Source organism: Pedobacter sp. PACM 27299, assembly GCF_001412655.1.
Classification (GTDB): Bacteria; Bacteroidota; Bacteroidia; order Sphingobacteriales; family Sphingobacteriaceae; genus Pedobacter.
The window spans coordinates 2,001,856-2,025,069 of sequence record NZ_CP012996.1 but is presented as its reverse complement, the minus strand read 5'-3'; the positions used below and the strand labels follow the sequence as shown (position 1 = coordinate 2,025,069).

Here is a 23,214-nt window from a genome sequence, read left to right as displayed (position 1 = left end):
TTGTCAAATACAAGAAAGCCCTTAAATCATAGATTTAAAGGCTATTCTACACTTAATTAAACTAGGGGGAATAATTAAACTTTTCGAAGTATTGATCTTAAAGTATTCAATAGAAAAACAATAAAAAATGCAATCATCACTGGAGTAAAGACTTCAAACCGGCCTATACCTCCAATAGTCACCTTAATTATAAAAAGTATTGCAGTAAATAGTATTCCTAATAAAATTAAAACCTGGTTAAAACCTATTCTATTTTTCTTATTTCTTCTCTTAGCCACAATGGGGAGCGGTTTTAATTAATTTATGGAAGGGCAATCTCAACCCTTCTATTTTTTTTTCTTCCAACATTGGTATGATTGGACGCAACTGGATTTTCAATCCCTTTCCCTACCGCAACAATCCTGCTTTCAGCAATATCTTTTGTTACCAGGTATTTCTTAAATGCATCAGCTCTAGCCTGTGATACCATTTGATTAACAGCCAGTGTACCATCACTACTGGCATATCCATTGATCTGAATAGAACTGCCTGGGTTCTCTGTTAAGTAAGCAATTAAATTTTTGATCAACGAATGGTCAACCTTATTAAATGAAGAGGAGCCCTGACCAAACGTCGCCCCTGTTTTGTGACTCAATAAGGCCAAATATTTATCCTGACCAGTCGGTTGTAGCATTACTTGAGCAGTATCTTTAACAACAGAACCTCCACTAGCTTCCTTACTAGAAACTGCAATCGTAGGAGTGCTGCCAGATGATGCAGGTGCTGTAGCCGTTATGTCTTCCTGTTTTTCGATTGTGCTATCAGAAGAATAATACCAGAATCCTGTTCCGAAACATAGAATTCCAACTAAGCCAATGATCCAATTTTTCGAAGTTGAAGTTTCTATAACAATATTGCTTCCCTCTCCTTTTGTCAAATCAAATTTAGCTGAACCAGATTTCTTAAGGCCTGAATCTTTTACAGATCCATCATTTTTATTTAAATCAAATGCCATAGTTTCTAATAATTAGGTATACATATCTACTAATGTCTGCAAGCTACCGGTATGGGCTCTACCCATAGCCTCAAATTCCCAGGTATCACCTGCACGAAATAAACGCCCAAATTCAACAGCATCCTCATTTGTATACTGATCTTTCAAGTCATAACGAATAACCTCATCCCCAGATCGCTCATCAACGATTCGTATATAACAATCGTTAACTTGGCCAAAATTTAAGTCTAATGTTCTACGGTCTTTATTATTGTCATGAGGATATTTACAAATCGTGCAGCAAATAATAATTTGCTCTACCTTATGACTAACCTTTGTTAAATCAATAAACATATCTTCATCATCGTCACCATCACTTCTAGACCCATCCGGATCATCAATTGCTCCTGTTATCGCACCATCCTCAGTAAGAGGTCTAAATAATCCTTTCTCCAATTTATCCTCCACCTTATTACCCATCCGGATTTGACCGTAAAAAGTAAAATAGGAATCAGAAGGAATTTTAAAGTCGCTACCAATGGAAAATGCGGATACGTCAAGGTCAAATTCAGGTCCGCCCTGTTCATCATTAGGATCCCATCCCATGCCAATTTTCACAATGGTTAATCCAGGTGCTGCCTTGGAAAGGGAGAATCTATCTCCCTTTGTTAAATTAAAACTGCTCATACTTATATTGTTATTATTGGTATAATTCTACTAGTGTATTTAAACCTCCCGAGAAGGCCTGACCGAGAGCTTCTACAGTCCAATCCCCACCGTTTCTTGAAATAGCCGCAATGACAATAGAATCTTCAGTGCCAAAATCATCTTTCAACTGATATTGACATAGAATAGAATTGTCAACTGCATTTCTGATATTGATATAGGAATTCTGTACATGGCCAAAATTATGGCCTCTTTCTTCTCCCTGATCAATGGTTACCGAAAAGTATAAAAATTCAATTTTTGAGTTTACTTTAGCCAATTCTATATGGATAACTTCGTCGTCACCATCTCCTTCCCCAGCCCTACTATCTCCTGGATAATTTGTCGACCCATCCGGGCTTTCTGCATTATTATAAAAAATAAAGTATTCATCTGCTAACAGTTTACCGCTTTCAGTTAGCATGAATAATGACAGATCGAGGTCTATAGGATGACCATTTACTTCGGCTGAATCCCAACCTAAACCTGCAATAATATGATTTAGTTCAGGCTGTCCCTGAATAATTGAAATCGGTTTTCTCTTTTCTAATTGTATTGCCATTTTATATTTATTAAGGCTTAAACTTCTTTAGGAATCTCTTCTTGGAGGAAGTGGAGGAAGCTTTACCGGATTAACTTTATTTACAATTCTCACTTCAGGTAAACTGGGTATTTTAAGCTTAACCGAGGAAATATTACCCTCCTTTTTAGGAGGTAATGCAGGTGGCATCTTCCTTGTTGGAAGTACCGGTGCCTGAACTGGTTTGATGAATCCTGCCGATCCTGTACTTATGACTTTTGGTTGAATACGATAATCAGACGCAGCAATCATTGAAAACACAGATTTCATCGCATCCTTAATGTCCACAGCATTTACCTCTTTTACATGGTGATACCTCTTTTGTAGTTTATTTAAGAAATAAGAAGTACTGATTTCTTCTGTACCTAACAGAATCACTACATCATCAACTAACAATCCCCCCGACTTCAGAAGGTCATCTATCACAGTATAGACCATCACATCATTTGAATAATATTGTAATCTGTCATTCAAATTCCGTTCATTTACTTTAAACCAGAAGCTATTCCCATCAGACAGCTCAGCATCGCCCATTATAATTTGACTTGTATTTTCCAATAGGCCCACACAAAAAGGAAGTAAGAAAGTAATTTCAGCATCCTTATCGATCGCTAAATAAGAGTTTTGAACCATAATGTATTCAACAATCATGTCTGCAAGAATTTTCACTCTTGGATCTGCGCCTTGTCCTGATAACTTAAAAAAACCAATAGCCTCAGCATTCAAATTTTTATAAAGCTTCAAATACAATACATCATCAATACCGTTCAACAATAATATGGCCTTGTCTTTAGGTAAAATCGCTTTCTGGGCCAGCACCTCAAATAGCTGTTGATTAAAAAGAACACGGTCCAAATTATAGTAGCCAGCTTCTTGAAATAGAAGTTCAATCAGTGATTTCTCATGGTCATCAATATCTGTATCAAATAAAAACCGAAGCGGAAAATGCTGGCGATACGATTCAATAGAGTCTACTTTATATAAAACTGAATTTAGAAAATAAGACAGATATTGTTCAATTCCATAATAGAAAAGCTGCTTAATAGGTTTTTTATTACCATAAATACTAAAATGCTTACCTGGATCTTTTATAATTTCAAAGTAGTTCCCATATGCATTCGGATCATGCCTGCTAAATCGATCTCTTGCAACATTTCCAAAAATAAAATCGTTTCCATTTACATAAAAGTATAAAGGAATTTCATGGGATTCCTTCATACTCAATGGTGCATATGCATTGCCATCTAGTTGATACCAACAGGAAACAGATCGCTTAGCTATTTTTATTAACACACAGAATTCCATTTTTCTATTGTTTTTGAATGCCTTTAAGCAGATGCTTTTCAAAAAACTTCATTCCTTCCAAAATGATGATTGGAGCAACATAATCAAATTCCTTCTGGTCCTCGTGTTTTCGATTTTGTGCTTTGATAAAATCAGGCTCTCCCTTAATATAGTTTTCGATATTCATATCCTGAAAACCTGCCATGAAATCTGCAGCATTCATTTTTAAGCCGAACATGCTCGAAGAAACTTTATAAAATAAATCAGCAAAATCCATAAACCTCGGACAATGCGGCTTTCCTTCAGGTGGTAAACAAATGAAGTGATTACCGATATGTTCTAACATCTCCGGAGTAATGGAGTTAGTAGAATCGAGATACTTAAACTCACCCCCAGGAGTAACTACACAATAGTTATCTTCCCCTAGTAACTCAATCGCTTGCTTATTTGTCGGCACCAAAATCTTAGTAATGGTGGTTGGAATAGCCAAACCTTTTGACACTTCATACTTAACATCGCCATTATTAGCACCACGCTGAGAATTGAGATCAATAATTTTTAAAGGATTCAAATTCACTGGGGTAATGGTCTGCTTAGCAATAGCCTCTCCGCCCATTCCGCGAATAAACATCTGAGTATAATAATCCTCCGCAGATTTTGGATTCACAGCGGCGAACCAATCAAAAAGCCGAGATCCCTTTCCTGCAAATGCAATTTTAATTTTAGGAGGTATCGATTTCACAACGGCAGGAGCATCTTCGGATTTCAAAATCTCAGTCCTTAATTTAAAGGCTAATTGCCCCGCATAAAACATGATTAAACCTGTCACATAAAGATTAACACTCATCATTTCTTTACATTCAGCCGCAATTAAAAGGTAAAAGGTTTCAAAATCTGAAGCTTCCAGCCTATCAACAACCTGCTCGAAATAATAAGGAGCTGTATTCTCTGTGAACTTATTCATCCCCTTATTTAAACCCTGAATGGTAATATTCTTTCGCTCACACATTCTTAATAGCACATTCTTGAAGTTTGGAGAAAATTTAGTGGCCTGTGCAACCCGCTCTGCTGCAAAACGGATAGAATTCTGTTTAATCATTGCCTTTCCACCTTCCATTTGGCATAAGGCAGTAATATCAGTGGTACTTCCTCCAATATCAAAGCACAATACCAACTCACCTGCATTAATAGAATACCCACCATTTGGCCTTACCAGATAATTAGCTACTGCGCAAGCTTCAGAAAGAGACTCTTCATCACTTAAAATTCTGAAATCGAATTTAACTGGTGCTGTCTCGGTAGCAATATTTACAACTGCAGCTGATTTTTTAGCAGACTCATTGCCCCAGTCTGCCAATGCAACTACAGTTTCGTTATCATTTCCCCATCCACCTAGGCCAGTTTGAGCGGAACCCCAAGTGGATAGCGGCGCAGAGGCTTCTATAGAAGAACTCCCCCAACCAGTGTCAGGACTTGACTTGCTCCAAGCGCTTTCTCCTAAAGTATCGCCAATATCCGAGAGATCTGAAGGGGGATAAACTTTTAATTTCACCTGACCTTCAATCGGTGAGATCTCTTTAAGTGAATCCCAAATCCCCCTGTACTCACTTAAAAGTTCTTTCCCCATTGACGATGGATATGACCACTTTAATGTATGTGGTTCGTGTCCTTCAATGAACAATTGCGCATAAACATGCAATAGCAAGGAACTTAAATAAGCAGTTTTATAACTTTTATCAATAGGCTGAGCAGACCACTTCATGTTATACACCAATTCTGCCCTCCCTATTCTATTGTAACTAAGTATATATCGATTATCTACCGCATTTTCAATTGGCAGGTTCTTTTCAAAACAAGGAAAACCGCCCTTAACTGCTTGCGCCATTAATGAGTCATTCAAAATACTTCCCTCATTCACCACTCTTCTGGAATCATGAATTGTTAAAACTGATTTAATAGAATTAGTCAGAATTTCATCATTTTGAAAAAAGAAAATTTCATCTTCTACAGCCGGTCGGATATCATTATTCTTAGTATCAGTAGATAATAAAGAAACTCTCTTATTAGTCAACTTTAAGCGATCACAAACTTTACTTTCATACACAGAGTAATAGGCAATGGAAGAGTTGGTACTTCCAAAATCAACTCCTAAAAACGCTGGAGATAATGATTTCGGAGAATTTAACATATTCACAGGTAAAGATTGTGCATTCCCGGAACCATCATAACGAATGATACCAAAACCGCAATCAATACCTGCATGGGCAAACTTTACCCCCTTAAAAGGTTGATTACTTTCATATATTTCATACTTATACTTATTGTCAGCTATCGCATTATTTGAAGCTATATGTAATTGAGCTTTAATATTTCCATATTTCTCCGGTATAACTGCTGCTCTGCCATTATTAGCCAAATACAATGGAACCCCTTTTTCATCTAATACTATTCGAAAAAAGTCATCTTCTACATTTCCAATAAAAGGAGTCGCCTGAAAATTAGCATCATTATGCGGTATCTCTGAATAAAGAAAATATCTATTCCACTGCTTAGAAATGAAGTTTGGCCACATTAAAATATCTTTTCCTTCAATAGATCTCGCTGTTACTTTATAAATGACCTCCTTAACAATTTCATTCCCACTTTCTGTAAATAATTTGAGATTAACAGTTAAACGCTCACCTCCTTTATCATTTGGATCATAAATAGCGGTAATCCTGGATTTCACATTTGAACCCACTGATATCCCGACCAACGCATCGAGCGTTGCTCCAAAGACATTTAATGCCAATGGGGTTAATGGTAAAGTGAAGTAAGCATAATTATTTGAATGCCCCTTAATTTCCGCAGCCAATAATAATATCGGCTTAGATTGCAGATAATTTTTAGTTTCCATACCCTCTTTTCCAAAATCTATTTGAGCAATTTCTGTCGTATCTGGCAACAGCAGGTCTTTAGGGTCAAAAACTATTCTTTCCTGCTGTGCTTCATTGTAGATAATGCCTTCAGAGCCGTGTAATTCGGTAGAATAGTTAAACAACAGACTGAAAGGATAATTGAAAAGAGTACCCACTTCCGGTGGTGTTTGATGTATGAGTATAGGATAGCTTTTCTTTTGTTGATAGGCCACCATTTCATCCATCCAGACCTCCAGTGCAGCATATATATTTCCGTACTCAGGTCTGATAAATTCATCCAGTTCAATATAATTAGTCCTGAATTTTTCAATATTTTTCAAAACATGTTTGGCGTACCCATACAAGGTAAACAACTCTTGTGGAGTCAATTCCGACTGTAAAGGATCGATAAACTTTCCATTTTGAATGTTTACAAAGGGTAGTTTATCTTTAAGCTGATAAGCAGCAGAGGTAAATAAAAAGCTATCCGGAGAAGTGCCACCTACTACATTTCCTTTAAAAGAAATCACGTCTATAAAAGGTATTTTATCTGAATTATTGGATAGTGATTGATCGCACCATAAAGGTTGGCGTTCAAATAACATATTTCCAAATGCACCTGTTGGTTCGTAGATATTCGCAGTATGATGAAGTTGCTGTCCATCAGAATAAGATAGATAAACTCTATTTACCTCTATATCTTTATAATTTAATGCAATACAAGTAATAAATCCTTTCCATTCGCGAATTAGCGATTTATAAAACAATAGAAGTCCGTCAGCTGCTGCATCCTTATCCTGTATATTCTGCAACGCATTTTTAAACAAATTTGCTCTAGCAAATACGGACGGAATCCCCGAAACAATTGTTCCAATATTAACCGCAGAATTCCCTTCTTTATCAATTCCTATTTCAGGTATTAGAATGTTCTTTGTAAAAGCTTCCAATTGAGGGATTTTATCCCAGGCAAATTCAACACCATTTGGCTCACTATTCGCATGAACCCTTATCGCCAGTGCCTTTATTCTTTTATCTGACATATCCCTTTAGTTTAGATCGAAGTTTTGTGAAATAGTTAGTGCATTAAAAATATGAGCAAGGAATTTCTCCTTTGTCGTATTTACTTTTTGCTCGTCCTTAGGATTGGTATTGATGAGTTTCTCTACGAATGTGCTGTACCTATCTCCAAAGAAACCTCCTTTAGACCAATGGTGTTTTTCATCCAGAAAGATGGTACCTACATCCAATTTTTTTAACTCTGCCTGACTGTCCAGAAATGCTTTGCTATCAAATAAAAATTTACCTGGAGCTACTGAATTTCTTACCTGATACAACCAGCCAGGAATCAACTGTGTTCCCTTAAAGGTATAAGCAAACAGCTTAAAATATTCATTGATATCCTTACATTCTGCGTCTGTAATTGTACTGTACTGGAGCAGCTTTTGGTTTTCACACTGGGTAATAAACCCTTTAATTCCTGTATCATCAAAGGCAGCACCATTCTTAGTTAAGGAGATGTGTGCCAAAGAAAAGAAAGCTCCTAGTCTGTTGACAAATAACTCCCCTGCTTTATTTGCATTACCAACGAAGTCATCAAAGGAAAAGTTAAAAGAATTGTCTTTAAATTCTACCGCTTTATATAGGTATTCTGCTTTTACACTATCAAAGCCATCGGTTCTACTAAAAAAATCATATGCAGCGCAAGCGCACAATAGCTCTGTCACATGGCATGGATTCTTTTGATCAGTACCCCCAGTTATGATATGATTAGTCGTATTTTTTTCATCTATCTTTTTACTTTCTATTGGCCATCCAATATGATATAGTAGCTTATAACACTTCTGAACAGTAGGATCGCTCTGATAAAACTGAAGTGCCGCCTGGCTGTTTAGTGAAAAAAAAGAAGAGTCTGCAATCACACTATTGGCCTTGCTAGACTTCTGCTTATCATCAGGTTTATTAAATGTGAAATACTCGGTAAGCAAGGTAGAGCCAAACTTTGCTTTAGAAAAATCTAGACTCGCATTTCCACCGGAACGAATCTTAACAAAGTCCTGAAGTGCTTTAGGTATAACAGGAATAGATGATGCACCTGTTCCACCAAATACAGATCCAAAAATAAACACCCTGGAGGAGGCACCTGCTTGTTCCAACTTACCTATAAAAGTATCTAATTCACGCTCTTGAGATTCCACAGATGAGCCTTTTATGATGTTTCTTGCAGCCTCCACAATCCCATGATAGATCAGCATAGAACCTAAATGCGTTTGTGCCCTATATCCATGCTCTAAGGCAAACTCCTGAACAGAACTCTTGTCAAGGAATAGATCAGAGATCAATTTATTAGCCTTTTGCTGTTCAGCAGTGCCTGTGGATAGCTTAGTAATGTTCTTATAGTTCTCTCTCCCTGGACTGGAATAATTGGTCCAGAACCTATGTAAGTTTAGTTTTGCAGAGAAAAAGGTATTTGCATTAGGCGTTCCACCTTCAATTGAACCAGAGGTTTTAATTCTACTATATAGGTTGATCAGTTCTTCCACTCTCCCCTTATTACCGTTGTTTTGATCCGTATCTAAAGTCAATACTTCTATTTCCTGGTTATCAAACATACCAATCCCACATAAATGAGTGAAAGATTCCAGGCAACGCATTCCAGTACCGCCAATGGCGATGACAAATAATTTATCCATTATAAATATTTTAGGGAATTAAAACCAATGACCAATTTTGCCATTTGCAAACACTTTACTCATAGTAAAGCCAATAATGAGGTATAAGAAAAACCCAATAACGGTTCCCATACTTAGAGCAAATACATAATCATTGACCACCATAATGTTTCCATTAGGTTTGAATAAAAAATAACCCAGCAAAAAGCCAAAGGCTGGATTTAATATTGCCAAAATCCAGAACCAGGTTTTGCGCGATTGTGGGTCTTTAGGATTGCTTCCCCCTTCAAATTTTATAACATTAGCAATTACAGCAGCTAATAGTAAAAATAACAAAGCGCTGAGGAAGGAGATAAGATAAGCTGTGATGGATTCCATTTTTTCTAATGATTACGTTAATTATTGTTTTGTTTTGATATAATAGGAATAGATATTTTTATTAACCGGTTTAACCTCTTCTAGCGTATTTTTGATAGACTCATATAATGCAACATTAGGTACCTGGTTGGCATTAACCCATTGAAATTTTGAAAGCTTTGAATTCTTTAAATTAGGCTGAGCATCAGCTAACAATATATCAACCTTAACTAGAGCATCAGGATTTTGGATGTTTTTCAGATTAAACTTAGGATCAAAAGAAACAGCTATTTCTGTATTTTTTTGATCTGAATTTCTGGTATTTGCAAACAAGGTTTTATTCAAAATGAAAACATCATTTAATAGATTTCCAGCCGATGGCTTATAAAGCCACTCTTCTTTTAATTTCCCATCATTTGTATAGCAGCCCGATGCAATAACATCATCTTGATGGTCAGCAACCTTAGTTTCTCCATTACTTCCTGTAACTAATTTTGGTTTATGTTTTAACACTTCCTCTGATTTAGAAAGATTTTCAAAATCAGCAGTCACATCTAAAACCTTCACCTCAAGATCCCCAAAAGTATAGCTATCGTTGTTACTGAGGTCGATGTATAGCTTCCTGAAAAAGTCGTTAAATTGTCCCTGAGCAGCGTATGCAGTATGAAGCTTATCGATATTTTTCCAATCTAATCCTAAAGGATAAAATTCGAAATTATCCCCATTTTTAAGACCATTGATGTAATTCCCCTTTAAGTCCAAGACATTTTTTTGATCAGATTTTCCTTGCTCATCATAGAATATTCCACCCGACTGTGCTCCTGAATACTTAGTTTGCAACTGATAAGCCGCATTGGATAAGTCAAATCTTGTAGACAACGGAGCAAGCTTAGACTCCAATTTTGAAATCATACTTGATGGAGTTGGTCGACCGCTATTAAAAACCGTAAAATAAAGGTGCTTGTCAACTTTCCCTTCCTTATAATCGACGATAAAGAAATGTATTGAATTTCCTTTTCCGAGCCACTTCGAGAAAGGCATTTTCAAAAATGCTGCATTGGTGACCTCACTGTTTTTTTGCCATTCTTCGAAATCTGTAATCAATAGTACGTCATGGTTACCATCTACTATTTTTTCAACAGCAGATTGAATTGGTGCATATATATCACTATACTGACTGGCATCACTAACCTTCTGCCCTAGTTCAGTTGTATTCGCAACATTTAAGGCTGTTATTTTACCCAATCCCAATTTATAAACATCGAACTTCTCCGCTAAAACAGTGTTAAAACAATCCGTCATCATTCCTTTTACTACCGGATCAGCAAATGCCTTATTTATCCCAGATGAAAAGTCGATATAGATAGCAGGATTCCCCATTTTTGAGGCGTTTGGGTTTGAACTAATTCTATGATGATAAGTTTCAATACGCTTTCCTAGTCCTTCATCATAAACATTAAACTTTGCAAATGGGTCTGTGGACGGATTGCAACTGCTGCCTGCAAGCACAAATAACAATAATCCAAATACTCCTGCGTTCCTGACAAACACTGGAACAATTCCTTTTTTCATAATGTAAACTATTTTATAACTCTGAGTAATTGATATTTAAGTTAATTTAACCTTAGCAATCTCTAGCTTCACAACAGCCTCATTCAAGGTCTTGGCATAGAGATATAAGTCATCAAGAGACTGTAATTCATATTTGATTTCCTTCTTATTCTCGTCCAATATTGCCAGGTACTTTTTAGTGTTCAGGTACAGACGGCAAATGGTCTTCCGATTATTATCATCTAAAAGGATAGCGAAATAAGAAAGTGCGTCTCTATAAGTAATTCTTTTAGGGTCAATCGTTTCTCTGAGCATTGACTTAACAATAAAGAAGCCTTCAATTTCTTCTTCAGTGGTAATAATCCCAGAACTCGGTTCAGCAGAAATAACCTCTTCAATTTTAACCGCTTCCGCAGCATCTTTTTCCTTTTCCTGATTAAGAGCAGATTTTAGACGCTCATTAATGGCGTCATTAATCAGCTGGGTAAAAGAGCGCTTAATAATAGGAGCAAATTGCTCTTTCACCTTAGCAGTAATCACCTTAGGATATACTTGTTTGGTAAAAAAAGTGATGAAACTATCTGAAGGTTCCGTAATCTCCTGATGGAGCAATCCTTTCAATTCATTTAGGTATTTTAATTCACTTGCTGTGTTGCTAATGTTCTCAACATCAAAATATGATTTATGGAACTTCTTTAACTCCGCAAGCTCCGTATCCTTAACATCAATTAAACGGAACTCAAAAAACGGACTGCTATCCATTTTATTCTTTTCTACTAAATCTGTATAAAAACGATAAACAAGCCCATTCGTTAACAAACCAAATTTTGCCTTTGTAGTATGGAAATACCTAAACAGCTGGGAATTATGAGGATCCAGATTTTCCAGATGGTGCTTACATTCAATTAATATCGTAGGCTCTCCATCTTTCATAATAGCATAATCCACCTTCTCCCCTTTTTTAATTCCCAAATCAGCAATAAATTCAGGATTTACCTCAAATGGATTAAAAACATTATATCCCATGATTTGAATAAATGGCATTACCAAAGCATTTTTTGTAGCTTCTTCCGTTTGTATTTGAGGCAACATCTTTTCTACACGGGATGCCAACTGTGCAATCTGATCTTTAAAATCCATCTAACTTTATTTAATAATTATTAACTATTTTCATTAATCTTCCCAATTGCATAATGTCCTTCCTTTACTCTTGGCTTTAGACAAACTTTCCTTCAATATTTTATAACTGCAATTACTTAAGCCACGACATTTTGAAGTATAATGGTATTTCTTAACCTTGCTATTGTTACCGCAGACATATACCATAATTGTAGTAGCCGAAGAGCAGGAAATATGATTTAAGAAAAGAACACCCAACAATACAAACACCTTCATTTTTTTTATAATTATCTAAGTTTTAAAGCATTTATGAATCGGAATAAATCTTTTAGAAATTTCGCCCTCCCGGAGTATACTCGCATCTGGCAAAACCATGAAGATGCTGCCATCTAAAGCATCCTCAAAAACATTAAATCCATTCCTACAATTATGGAATCTGTATTTTAAGGCGATTAACCCTTGATATAAACCTTCCTTTTTAGTCACTTGGTAGACATACCTGGAGCAACTCATTCTAAAAATACATCTGCGCCTTTTGCTTGCGGAAAAGCTAGCCCAGTAGAGTTTTATCAGGAGAAGTAGAAAGATTCTCATGGCTAAACTCTGCTAAAAACGACCATTTGATATGCAGACATATAACCAGGCTTAGCACCTACGCCAAAACATCCTGAATCTGGTTGTACAAAAGTTGAAACACTCTCTAACCTTACATACGCCCAACCCTGCTGGTTATGTTTTTGGATTAATTTTTCTAATTGATCAGCAACAACGTGTGCCGTTTCTTTTTTCTGATCTAAAGTTGCGGTGAATGGGACTACTTTGTATTCCATTATGGTTTTAATTTTTGAGTAATGATTGTTTATCAACTCTTCAAAATTAAGCAGTCCGCTAAGGGATTCCTTACGGGAAACCGTAACCCATAATTATTTTTCTTTGTCTTTATTAATGATTTTGATCACTGAATTTTCGAAATTTGAATGCTCTTGGGGTAGGATTTTAGAACATCTATAACAGGCCTTAAAACGTTATGTCCACCATTAAGTGGTTTATGAGTATTTACTAAAAAAATGCTTTTATATATTTTAAGTGCTCAAAATAGCTCATAAATGCTCCTATACCCTAGTAACCTTTTAGGACAATGAATTCTTGGAGACAAAATATGGACCTGGAAATTTTAGACAACTGAGCAAGAGTTAACAGCGTTACAATATGCTCAAAAAGAAGAAAGATCTCGATAAGCGTTTGGAGATTTTATATTATTCCAATATCCTTGCAGTAGGCAATCAGTTGTTCGTTTTTAGAAAAGCCTAATACTTCTTTCATGAGATTAAAGCGTTTCTCCACGCTACTTAAACCTGAAGGCTTAATTTCGTGTTGCATTAAATAAAGTGGGATATCTTTTTGAAGCATCCCTTTGGAAAGCAGAGAAATAATCAGAATGTCGAACTCCGTCAACTCATAAGAGTTTTTCTCTTTTATCGTCTGTCTTAATCCTGTTGATATATAGTTACTGCCTCTATATAAAGTATGAATTGCCATCTTTAGCTCTTTAGCATCATTCCGTGCTTTACGCACATAACCATTTATGCTCAACTCCTTAAAGAGAACATCTATGATTGCTGGTTTATTCTCAGCGGAAAAAACCAGTACTTTGAGATGAGGCTGCTCTACCCTGATCGCTTTTATGAGCTCCAGGCCACCAGATATTTTTTGCTTGCAATGGTCCTCTTCAAAAGACAAATCGGTAATTAGCAAATCATAAGGGTCGTCATTTTTAAATGCTTTACGCATCCAGGTTAAAGCGTCATCACAATAATATACATATTCAGCATTGGTTATGCCCAGGTCAGCTAATGTTTTTTGCACAGAAATATTGGCACTTTCGTGGTCTTCGGCTATTAATACTTTTTCGAACATCATCTATTGTTTTAAGAAATAGGAAAAGAAATTTGAATTTTAAATCCCTTTTGTGCTTTTATACCAAAGGTAATTGTGCCATGAATGGTTTCCATACGGTTTCCCGTATTTCTAAGTCCATTTTTAAACTGTGTTTCATCCGAAATCCCTATACCATTATCTGCATAAAATATATTAATATGATCATCGACCTGCTCAAACCTAATAGCAACATTACTACAATTACTATGTTTATCCATATTTATCATGAGTTCTTGAAGTACATGTTCAATCTCGTGCCTGGTTTGTTCTGATACATTTTCCCATAGTTTCATTGTATTTCCCATAAAAACCACCTTTGTCTTCGCGCTGGCAAAAGATTTTAATAAGTTTGCTATTTTCTCATGGAAATTCTCGGATGGAGGCTGAACAACCTCATAAGAGATATCCCGGGATTTTTCATACATATCTTCTAACCTATCTAAGATGCCATCCCGGTCTAAACCCACTTGATTTTCAATCTCATTCATTACCCGATACAATCCATTTGCAACCACATCATGTACCTTTTTTGAAGTCTTTAGCTGATTTTCATAAATGGTATTTTGTGCTTCCTGTTCAAGTCTCTCCTTTCTTTTTTTATACCAAATTGCACTTATAATAGATCCTGCTACAATCAAAAGTACCACAATAAACAGCACCACTCTTTGCTTGATGATCTGGTATTTCTTTTCCGTATTGTCCTTCTGAAGGTTTAAGTTATCTGTTTTATTTTTTTCGGTTTGATACCGGATTACTGCAAATTGATTCTTTGCAGCATTACGTGCGGTTTGTAAGCTGTCATCCAGCTTTTCATAGATCCCAAAATATTGCTTAGTTTTTTCACTCGGACTAAGTTGAATCAATTTCTTTAAGGCATCAATTTGATCGTCAGGGCTTTTTATGATTTTTGCCACCTGATACATTTTATCTGCATAGATCAAAGCCGAATCTGGTTGGTTTATAGTGTAATAATCAGAAAGATGAGCATAACTGGCATTTTTTCCTCGAATATCATCCCACTTATCACGAATAGCCAATGCTTTTAATAAATCAGGAGCAGCGTGATAACTTGGATTTTCTAGCCACTTTGTTTTAGAAATATTGGACAACACCCTTGCATATTCCTTCTCGCTGTTGTTCTCCTTAAGAAGGATCTCCTGATAGATGTTAATGGATTGAATATATTTCTTTGCCTTCTGATAAGCCAATGCTTTATTATTCATAATGATTAGATCAAAAGATTTATCCTCAGAATATTTGATTGCTGAATCACAAAAATTCACACCAGCTTCGTATTTTTTTAAATTAAGACTGGTCAAGCCCAATTCATTATAATTGGAAGCTAAACAACTAAAATCCTCCTTTTTTTTCTCATTCAAAAAGGTCAAAGACAACATTAAGCTTTCCTGCGCACCGAAATAATCACCAGCGGCAGATTGAATCACTGCCATGTAATTATAAGACATGGCCACTAATAAACTATCTTTTGAATTGATGGCCACTTCATTAAAATGATAATACGCTGAATCATTGTTTTTATTTACAAATGATTCAGCGATATCAAAATTCACATCATTATTAGGAATATTGGTTTGATGCACTTTATTACAAGCATAAAGGCTAACAAAAACTACTAGTAAAATAAGAATTTTTTTCAAGAGCGATACAATTTGCTCAAATATAGAAAATTATAAGATTAAGACCTTCTTAATTGCTGGTAGGTGGTGTTGGTTTCTTCGGTGGAATATGACCACCTTCTCCTTCGGTATCACTCGCTGTAGAGACATTACCCTTAGGGCTATTAGAAGTAGAGTTATACTTATCAGACTTTGGGCTTGAAAAACCTAAAAACAGGGCTATTAATATTTGTAACATGATCAAAAATTTAAAAATGAAATACTCCGTAGTCCTCCGCGAATCCTACCGCGGAGACTGCTACAATTCAATTAAGAAGCGCTTCTTAAATTTTTGGGAAGTCTGAGAATCAATAGCGGGAACGAGTAACTGCTTCCCAAACCGGATACGAACTCCCGCTATTTCCTCTCTTTATGAAATCTGTTTTGTACATTTACCTCGATAGCTAACCAAGGTTTATGTGATTTCTAAAGCAAACATACGGCAGCACAAAATGCTTACTACCAAACGATTCCATTGATTCCGATGATTCCAATGGAATTCCAAAAAAACTGGAGAGATTCCAGGAATTCCATTTATTTTATATAAAAAAGTTAAAAGATGTTTAGTGACTATAAAGAGAAAGTTCTTGGTGAGTATCAAAAAAAGAGAGCTGAGAGTACCCTTTCAATTAATTTATTACACCCTACTCCAGGAAAATTGAAGGCCGAATGTCTTATCGTTTACATGGAAAGATATTTACAAAAGGACGATCAAACATTGAGGCTTTTTTTCGGATTAAAAGATCAGTCCACCAACTATGCTCAAAGTATCAGAAACTTTGAAAATGACAAATTCAAGCCCTTAATAAACTTTTTAAATAGAAGAACGAATGACACCGAAGATAAAAATATTGCATTGCTTGCTTGGCTAATAAACTTCGAACCTAGACCTTATAAATTTGGCAACTCTTATGCCTTAAAATCATCGGCAGTTTCCTTAGATGAATCAACAAATAATGTCATTAATATTGAAAACGTAGATAACCTAATTGAACAAGAAGTAACGTCTACTTCACCGGAAATAGTAAAAGAAAAGATAGAGCCCAAAGAAATTGGACAGACCATATCGCAAACGCTAATTGGAAAAACACCCACTCCCACAAAGAAAGTAATTTTAAATGCGACTCTTTCTGTTGCAGCTGTAGCTATCGCCCTAGGTGCTGCATTGCTATTCATGAGTCCAACTGAAGAGTGTATGCATTGGACAGGCGATCATTACGAACGTATATCATGTAATCAAAAAGCGAGTGATTATCCCATCATTGCTTTAGACACCGAAAAGGTAGCACATTTAAAAAAAATCACCCTTCCAGATACAATTACCAAAAATGGGATAGGAAGAATTTGGTACGCTAAAATTGAGGGAGAATTAGAGTTTTATACCGCTGATGGTATCCATCCCGTATATACCGACAAAAGGCTGAAACCTCTTACGGATTATATATTAGATAAGTATTTATCAAGCAAGAAAGAAGTATTACAATCACCATAGCTTTCTACCTGACAATGACTTCCTTTTTCTTTTGTTTCGTCAAAAGGCTATAATCTTGGTGCGAATTATGCTCTTCCACAAACGAAAAAAAACACTCCTATTTCAAGGCATCTTATGCTCCTACTACTTCCTGCATCACTATTGATTGCCTGCACTGACGGAGATACATAGGCAAACACAACAGCCTCCACTACCGACACTGAGCAGACTGTTGAAGGTCAGCATTAAACGTTCGTAATACTGATAATATGTGATTCGAATAATCAATGCTCTATCGTAAAAACTGTTATAGTATAATGCCAATAAACTAAAATATTCATTTGGATAGGATTCCAGTAACTTATTGACTTCCATATAAATTTTTAGCTGCATCTTCGGAGTCACATCGGCTCTTTTGCCGGTTATCTTGATCGCTTCATCAAATTTTCTATGGAACAGCTCCATGATGTTGGCATCTATCTCATTACTTTTAGAAGTTAAACCTAAATCCAGTTTTTTATCATCGAATTTTCCATTAAGATACATTTATTGCGAAGATTCATACATTTTTTTCCAATTTAATTACTGCCACATTAATTTTATTTCCCCTATGCATCTTCTCCCTTACCACCTTCAGGAAGCCTATAAAGAAAAAACAACACACCTATTAAAGCCAAAACATTCAACGCCGTTGCCCCCATATAAGCATTTACAAAATCAGTTTTACTTGCGCCTTCCGATAGGAAAGAAAAGAAAACACCGCCTGTTAAGCCAATACCTAAAGCAACTGCAGCCTGCTGAATGGTAGAATATAAACCTGAGGCCGATCCCGCTAAATCAGCAGGAATACGTTGCAATGCCAGGGACATAATCGATGGCAATACTGCCCCGCAGCCTACACCGTACATCAGCAGCAGCGGATAAGATAAATACCAATCTACCTTTGCTGCACTAAAAAGAAAAACATGTAAAAGCAGGGATACCATCATCAGTAATACCGCCATTTGAATCACCTTTTTACCATACTTTTTGATCAATACCAGCGAACCTACAGCACCCAATACATACCCTAAACCTTGAAAAACAAATAGCAAACCTGTTTCTGAAGAACTGACATGTAAGCCATCCTGCAGCATTAAACCCGTAATTAAAAAGTAAGAATCCTGAGCAATAAAATAGAACAAAGCAATGAAAAGACCAATCCTAAAATCCGCATAATAAAACAGCTTAAAATCAATCAAAACAGGTACACCTCTTTTCATTTTAACTTGCTGATTTTTCACAAACAGATACAATAACAGGAAGGAACTACCTAAAAGCACCAGGCTCCACAATGGCCAGCCTAATTCTCTCCCCCGGATCAGCGGATAGATCAAACCTAAAAGTGCCATACTTCCCAATACAACTCCAGATACATCAAAGCTGCCAGTTTTCAGCAATTTATGTTCTTTTAAATGTTGACAAGCATTATAAACAGCCACAATTCCTAGAGGAACATTGATCAGAAAAATCAATCTCCAACCATCCAGATGACTAAACAGTTCATTTGAAAAATGTATATCCGGTAAGAAACCACCAAGAAATTGTCCGATAACCGACGCAACTCCAGCAACACTCCCATAAAATCCCAAGGCCCTAGCCCTGGCGCTCTGATCTGGAAAAAGCATTTGAATGTAAGCTAAACTTTGAGGAACCATAAATGCAGCACTTACCCCCTGTAACGCACGGCCAGCATTCAATTGCAGTGGTGTCTGTGCAATCCCACAAAGCAACGAAGCCAATGTAAAGCAGCACATAGAAATCACATAAACTTTCTTCCTCCCATAGTAGTCTCCTGCCCTGGCTCCCGTGATCAAAAACACTGCATAGCCTAATAAATATCCGGCAATCACCAGTTGTATATCTGCATCTGTCGCATGAAGGTCTTTTTTAATAGTTGGAAGTGCTACATTTACAATAAAAATATCCAGCACAGAGAGGAATGCAGCAGCGGAAAGAATGGACAATATCCGCTTGTTATTGATTTGCTTGATCATATTTTAGGTCATTTAAACAAGGCAATAAGCCCTGCTCTGACCGCAAAGATGTGCCTACTTGTAAGTACCTGCAAGTAGTTAATAAAACGATACTTAGTATGGAAAACAATACCAATATTCATAACCAGGAAGTTACAAAACAAGAAAAAGACGAATATTCAACAAATAACTGTGCCGTGACAAATGCTTTAAAAATAATGGGCGGTAAATGGAAGATGTTACTGATTAAAATCATCGCCGAAGATTCTGTATCCAGATTTGGGGAGTTGAAAAAAAGAATGGATGATATTGCGCAAACTACATTGACCATACAACTTCGAGAGCTGGAACGCGATGGAATCATCTGCAGAAAAGCCTATGCAGAATCTCCCCGAGAGTGGAATATAAACTGACTGAAATTGGAATCACACTACTTCCAGTGATTCAGGTTTTAACCGAATGGAATGACAATTATTGTAATCTGCACAGATAGCACCTGATTTTAATCAATTACATAAATATTTTTATTGACTGTAATTTTTATGATTACAACATCAATAACACAATTCTAATATCTGATTAACAAATCATACTCCCAAAAGCTATTGATTTATGCAATAGCTTCCTCTCCTGAGCTAGCCTTCTCCATCAAAAAAAGCCCACAAAACAACTATTAAAACCGTTTTAGCCCATTTACAACAAACCTGAATGAGCAAAAAAAAACCAATCCTTTAGATGAATCAAGAAATTGACAAAATCATAACCATAATGCCACATTCATATTCTTTTTACAGCATGAATTTAGATTTGAGCTATAAAATCAAACACAAATATGAAAAGAAAATTACTATTACTTACCGTGTTATGCCTGCTGGTTAATCAGCTCGCCTTTGCACAAAACATCGTTAAAGGAGTCGTCAAAGACACCAAAGGGATCGGAATTCCCGGAGTGAGTATTTCAGTAGTCAATACCGCAAAAGTTGCAACCACCGACTTTGAAGGTAATTACAGCATCTCCACTCCTGCCAATCCAACCCTTTCTTTTACCTATATCGGCTACCTGACTCAAAATGTCCCTGTGAATGGGAAAACAAAACTAGATATCATACTGCAGGAAGACTCAAAAACCCTGAATGAAGTAGTCGTTACAGCCATTGGTATCAAACAGCAAAAGAAAAAGCTCGGATATGCCACCCAGGAAGTTAAAATGGATGCCTTGTCGGAATCAAAAACCATGAATATTGGAAATGCTTTATCCGGCCAGGTTGCTGGATTAACAGTAAACAACCCTACCGGTATGTTTCAGGCACCATCATTCTCTTTAAGAGGAAAAAATCCATTGATCGTAATTGACGGTATCCCTGTAGAAACAGACTTTTTCGATGTTTCAGGTGATAACATTGCCAACATCAACGTATTAAAAGGAACCACTGCTTCTGCATTATACGGCTCCAGAGGTAAAAACGGAGCCATCCTCATCACTACGAAAAACGCAGAAAAAGACGGACTGGAAATCAATATCAATACCAACAATATGATCTCCGCTGGCTATACCGTTTTTCCAAAAACACAAACAGAATATGGAAACGGTTCTAATGGAAAATATGAGTTCTGGGATGGTGAAGACGGCGGTATTTCAGATGGTGATATGATCTGGGGACCAAAGTTTCAGCCAGGTGTAAAAATTGCACAATGGAACAGCCCAATCAGAAACAAACAAACCGGAGAAACTATTGAATGGTGGGGAAATGTTAAAGGAACCATGTATGATGATAAATCAAAATATGAAAGAGTGCCTACCGACTGGGTAAGACACGACAACCTAAAAGATTTCCTTAGACCAGGAATCGTCACTAATAATGATTTCTCTGTCGCCTACAAATCTGATAAAGCTAAGTTTTTTGTATCCGGAACTTATGGATACCAACGCGGACAGGTGCCAAACACCTCATTAACAACTGGTGGCGCAAACTTCAACTCCTCCTTTAAACTGAGCAGCGACCTTGAATTAGATGCCACATTATCTTATAACAAGGTGTCCTCACCAAATTATCCAAGATATGGTTACGGCCCTAAAAACCACATGTACACTATTTTAATCTGGATGGGTGATGATGTAAACGGAAAAGACCTGAGAGACCACATGTATGTTCCAGGATTAGAAGGCTACAGACAAGCAAATTACAACTACGCATGGTACAACAATCCATACTTCGCGTCGGAAGAATTAACGCAGTCTACCAATAGAAACGTGTTAAATGCACAAGCAAAATTAAGATGGCAGGTCATGCCGGGATTGAGCTTACAAGCAAGAGCTTCCGGCCGTGAAAAGAAGTCTTTTGAAGATATGAAGAGTCCTAAGTCCTATATGAACTATGGCGATTCAAGAAACGGAGATTACAAGATGTGGAACAATTCACAAACAAACATTGACCTTGATTTCCTGGCTTCCTACAATAAGGAAATTTCAAAGGACCTGAACTTCACTGTAAATGCAGGTGCATCTACCTTCAACAGGGATGTACAGCAGGAATATGCGTCAAGTGATGGTTTAATTGTCCCTTTTGTATATAATTTGAACAATACACAAGGACCTGTACAAGCTAAAAACTCCCTGGAGCAAAAGTCTATCCGAAGTGTCTACGCTTCTGCAAACTTCGACATTTTTAATGCTGTTTACCTGAACGTAACTGGTAGAAACGACTGGTCTTCTACCCTTACCAAAGAAAACAGATCATACTTTTATCCTTCGGCATCTTTAAGTACAATGGTTTCAGATTATATCAAATTGCCAAAAGCAATGGACTACCTGAAAGTATACACCTCATGGGCAAAAGTATCCAATGATCTTGCTCCGTACAGCGTAAATTCTACCTATAACAAAGATGTCACTTACGGCACTATCCCTTCAGTTTCCTATCCTGAAGGCATTGTAAACCCTAACATTATGCCGGAAAAATCAACTTCTTATGAGGTCGGTGTATCCACTTCGATACTAAAAAGAGTAGGTTTGGAATTCACCTATTACAATGTCCTTGATGAAAATCAAATCATTGACCTAAATACTTCCGAAGCTTCTGGTTTCAAAACACGTAAAGTAAACGGCAATAAATACAAAACTCAGGGATTGGAGATCATGGGTAATTTTACTGCAATCAAAAACAAAAATTTCAGCTGGAACATCGCTGCAAACTGGAGTGCTTCTGCTAAGAAACTAACGGAGATCTACGAAAACAAAGAGAAATTCGGCGACCTGTTCCTTAATGATAGAGCAGACAGCTTTTATGGAACCACCTGGATGAAAAGTGCCTCTGGAGAAGTGATCCTGGATGCAAATACAGGAATGCCAACAAAAGATAACTTTAAAGTAAACCTTGGTCACAATGACCCAAGCTGGCGCCTTGGCCTTCAAAACAAATTCACGATCAAAGGATTTGATGTCAACATTGACATTGATGGTGCATGGGGTGGGGTGATGCGCTCCGTAACCATTGAAAAAATGTGGTGGGGTGGTAAACACCCGAGCTCTGTAGAATTCAGAGATGAAGAATATGCAGCGGGAAAATCAATCTATGTACCAAATGGTGTAGTGGTTACCGGTGGTGAACTGAAAAGAGATGTGAACGGAAACGTATTGTCCGACACCAGAACCTATAAGCAAAATACAACCGCTGTAAACTGGCAGACCTGGAGTCAGACCTACCCTTACGAAGCCAGGGTGAGCGAAAAAGAAAACAAGAAATTTGCCAACGTCTTTGACCGCTCATTCTTTAAATTAAGAAGAGTATCCCTTGGATATGACCTGGCAAAAATAGCCAAATTCGGCAGCTTAAAATCAGTAAAACTATCTGTTTACAGCTATAATCCATTGATGTGGAAGAAAATGCCAATCCTGGATCCAGACTTTGGTAACGACAATGACCTTCAGGATCCTTCAACCAGATTTATTGGCTTCTCACTGGGCGTTAAACTTTAAATA

The 23,214-nt window shown here is 36.8% G+C and carries 18 protein-coding genes and 1 pseudogene; 3 read left to right on the top strand and 16 right to left on the bottom strand.

Translation table 11 applies throughout. From position 1 onward, the window contains the following. Positions 1-301 precede the first annotated feature (301 nt). The 14 genes from AQ505_RS08465 to AQ505_RS26315 all read right to left on the bottom strand — a co-directional run bounded on the left by AQ505_RS08465 (position 302) and on the right by AQ505_RS26315 (position 15,948). Positions 302-994 (bottom strand): OmpA family protein, encoded by a 693-nt coding sequence (locus tag AQ505_RS08465; RefSeq protein WP_062547777.1) that lies wholly within the window; start codon positions 992-994, stop codon positions 302-304. Between the two features lie 12 nt (positions 995-1,006). Beyond that, positions 1,007-1,660: a TerD family protein gene (locus tag AQ505_RS08460; RefSeq protein ID WP_062547776.1), complete on the bottom strand. Its 654-nt coding sequence runs from the start codon at positions 1,658-1,660 to the stop codon at positions 1,007-1,009. Positions 1,661-1,673: 13 nt separating this feature from the next. After that, on the bottom strand, positions 1,674-2,240 hold the full coding sequence (locus AQ505_RS08455) for a TerD family protein (protein ID WP_062547775.1): 567 nt from the start codon (positions 2,238-2,240) through the stop codon (positions 1,674-1,676). 27 nt (positions 2,241-2,267) lie between these two features. After that, a complete protein-coding gene (locus tag AQ505_RS08450) occupies positions 2,268-3,551 on the bottom strand; it encodes a hypothetical protein (RefSeq protein WP_157262261.1) in 1,284 nt (427 codons plus the stop codon). 16 nt (positions 3,552-3,567) lie between these two features. Continuing rightward, positions 3,568-7,479, bottom strand: coding sequence for a hypothetical protein (locus AQ505_RS08445; RefSeq protein ID WP_062547773.1), 3,912 nt, complete (start codon positions 7,477-7,479; stop codon positions 3,568-3,570). 6 nt (positions 7,480-7,485) lie between these two features. Beyond that, positions 7,486-9,129 (bottom strand): hypothetical protein, encoded by a 1,644-nt coding sequence (locus AQ505_RS08440; RefSeq protein WP_062547772.1) that lies wholly within the window; start codon positions 9,127-9,129, stop codon positions 7,486-7,488. Between the two features lie 18 nt (positions 9,130-9,147). Beyond that, positions 9,148-9,486 (bottom strand): hypothetical protein, encoded by a 339-nt coding sequence (locus AQ505_RS08435; RefSeq protein WP_062547771.1) that lies wholly within the window; start codon positions 9,484-9,486, stop codon positions 9,148-9,150. A gap of 21 nt (positions 9,487-9,507) precedes the next feature. Then, the gene (locus AQ505_RS08430) at positions 9,508-11,037 is read right to left on the bottom strand and encodes a hypothetical protein (RefSeq protein WP_062547770.1); all 1,530 of its coding nucleotides are present in this window, start codon (positions 11,035-11,037) and stop codon (positions 9,508-9,510) included. Positions 11,038-11,073: 36 nt separating this feature from the next. Then, a complete protein-coding gene (locus AQ505_RS08425; RefSeq protein ID WP_062547769.1) occupies positions 11,074-12,156 on the bottom strand; it encodes a type I restriction endonuclease in 1,083 nt (360 codons plus the stop codon). Between the two features lie 270 nt (positions 12,157-12,426). Then, positions 12,427-12,729 (bottom strand): membrane protein insertion efficiency factor YidD, encoded by a 303-nt coding sequence (gene yidD / locus AQ505_RS27340; protein ID WP_082461464.1) that lies wholly within the window; start codon positions 12,727-12,729, stop codon positions 12,427-12,429. Between the two features lie 2 nt (positions 12,730-12,731). Further along, positions 12,732-12,965, bottom strand: coding sequence for a hypothetical protein (locus AQ505_RS08415; protein ID WP_062547767.1), 234 nt, complete (start codon positions 12,963-12,965; stop codon positions 12,732-12,734). Positions 12,966-13,386: 421 nt separating this feature from the next. Continuing rightward, positions 13,387-14,055: a response regulator gene (locus AQ505_RS08410; protein ID WP_335337996.1), complete on the bottom strand. Its 669-nt coding sequence runs from the start codon at positions 14,053-14,055 to the stop codon at positions 13,387-13,389. Between the two features lie 8 nt (positions 14,056-14,063). Beyond that, positions 14,064-15,731 carry a tetratricopeptide repeat-containing sensor histidine kinase gene (locus AQ505_RS08405; RefSeq protein ID WP_157262259.1) on the bottom strand — a complete coding sequence of 556 codons (1,668 nt, stop codon included), beginning with the start codon at positions 15,729-15,731 and terminating at the stop codon, positions 14,064-14,066. Positions 15,732-15,780: 49 nt separating this feature from the next. Continuing rightward, complete coding sequence (locus tag AQ505_RS26315; RefSeq protein WP_157262257.1) at positions 15,781-15,948, bottom strand: hypothetical protein; 168 nt, start codon at positions 15,946-15,948, stop codon at positions 15,781-15,783. 360 nt (positions 15,949-16,308) lie between these two features. On the opposite strand from AQ505_RS26315, the gene AQ505_RS08400 reads away from it, so the two are divergent. Next, positions 16,309-17,241 (top strand): hypothetical protein, encoded by a 933-nt coding sequence (locus AQ505_RS08400; RefSeq protein ID WP_062547765.1) that lies wholly within the window; start codon positions 16,309-16,311, stop codon positions 17,239-17,241. 138 nt (positions 17,242-17,379) lie between these two features. Here AQ505_RS08400 and AQ505_RS08395 read toward each other — a convergent pair whose 3' ends face one another. Continuing rightward, positions 17,380-17,766, bottom strand: coding sequence for a hypothetical protein (locus AQ505_RS08395; protein WP_062547764.1), 387 nt, complete (start codon positions 17,764-17,766; stop codon positions 17,380-17,382). A 62-nt stretch (positions 17,767-17,828) separates the two neighbouring features. Beyond that, complete coding sequence (locus AQ505_RS08390; RefSeq protein WP_082461463.1) at positions 17,829-19,256, bottom strand: MFS transporter; 1,428 nt, start codon at positions 19,254-19,256, stop codon at positions 17,829-17,831. Positions 19,257-19,354: 98 nt separating this feature from the next. Here AQ505_RS08390 and AQ505_RS08385 point away from each other — a divergent pair. Next, positions 19,355-19,728, top strand: a pseudogene (locus AQ505_RS08385) (winged helix-turn-helix transcriptional regulator). A gap of 339 nt (positions 19,729-20,067) precedes the next feature. Continuing rightward, complete coding sequence (locus AQ505_RS08380; RefSeq protein ID WP_062547763.1) at positions 20,068-23,211, top strand: SusC/RagA family TonB-linked outer membrane protein; 3,144 nt, start codon at positions 20,068-20,070, stop codon at positions 23,209-23,211. Positions 23,212-23,214: the final 3 nt, after the last annotated feature.

Coding starts and splice junctions, on each gene's coding strand:
- AQ505_RS08465 (WP_062547777.1), bottom strand. CDS start 994: ATGGCATTTGATTTAAATAAAAATGATGGATCTGTAAAAGATTCAGGC.
- AQ505_RS08460 (WP_062547776.1), bottom strand. CDS start 1,660: ATGAGCAGTTTTAATTTAACAAAGGGAGATAGATTCTCCCTTTCCAAG.
- AQ505_RS08455 (WP_062547775.1), bottom strand. CDS start 2,240: ATGGCAATACAATTAGAAAAGAGAAAACCGATTTCAATTATTCAGGGA.
- AQ505_RS08445 (WP_062547773.1), bottom strand. CDS start 7,479: ATGTCAGATAAAAGAATAAAGGCACTGGCGATAAGGGTTCATGCGAAT.
- AQ505_RS08440 (WP_062547772.1), bottom strand. CDS start 9,129: ATGGATAAATTATTTGTCATCGCCATTGGCGGTACTGGAATGCGTTGC.
- AQ505_RS08435 (WP_062547771.1), bottom strand. CDS start 9,486: ATGGAATCCATCACAGCTTATCTTATCTCCTTCCTCAGCGCTTTGTTA.
- AQ505_RS08430 (WP_062547770.1), bottom strand. CDS start 11,037: ATGAAAAAAGGAATTGTTCCAGTGTTTGTCAGGAACGCAGGAGTATTT.
- AQ505_RS08425 (WP_062547769.1), bottom strand. CDS start 12,156: ATGGATTTTAAAGATCAGATTGCACAGTTGGCATCCCGTGTAGAAAAG.
- yidD (WP_082461464.1), bottom strand. CDS start 12,729: ATGAGAATCTTTCTACTTCTCCTGATAAAACTCTACTGGGCTAGCTTT.
- AQ505_RS08415 (WP_062547767.1), bottom strand. CDS start 12,965: ATGGAATACAAAGTAGTCCCATTCACCGCAACTTTAGATCAGAAAAAA.
- AQ505_RS08410 (WP_335337996.1), bottom strand. CDS start 14,055: ATGATGTTCGAAAAAGTATTAATAGCCGAAGACCACGAAAGTGCCAAT.
- AQ505_RS26315 (WP_157262257.1), bottom strand. CDS start 15,948: ATGTTACAAATATTAATAGCCCTGTTTTTAGGTTTTTCAAGCCCAAAG.
- AQ505_RS08400 (WP_062547765.1), top strand. CDS start 16,309: ATGTTTAGTGACTATAAAGAGAAAGTTCTTGGTGAGTATCAAAAAAAG.
- AQ505_RS08395 (WP_062547764.1), bottom strand. CDS start 17,766: ATGTATCTTAATGGAAAATTCGATGATAAAAAACTGGATTTAGGTTTA.
- AQ505_RS08390 (WP_082461463.1), bottom strand. CDS start 19,256: ATGATCAAGCAAATCAATAACAAGCGGATATTGTCCATTCTTTCCGCT.
- AQ505_RS08380 (WP_062547763.1), top strand. CDS start 20,068: ATGAAAAGAAAATTACTATTACTTACCGTGTTATGCCTGCTGGTTAAT.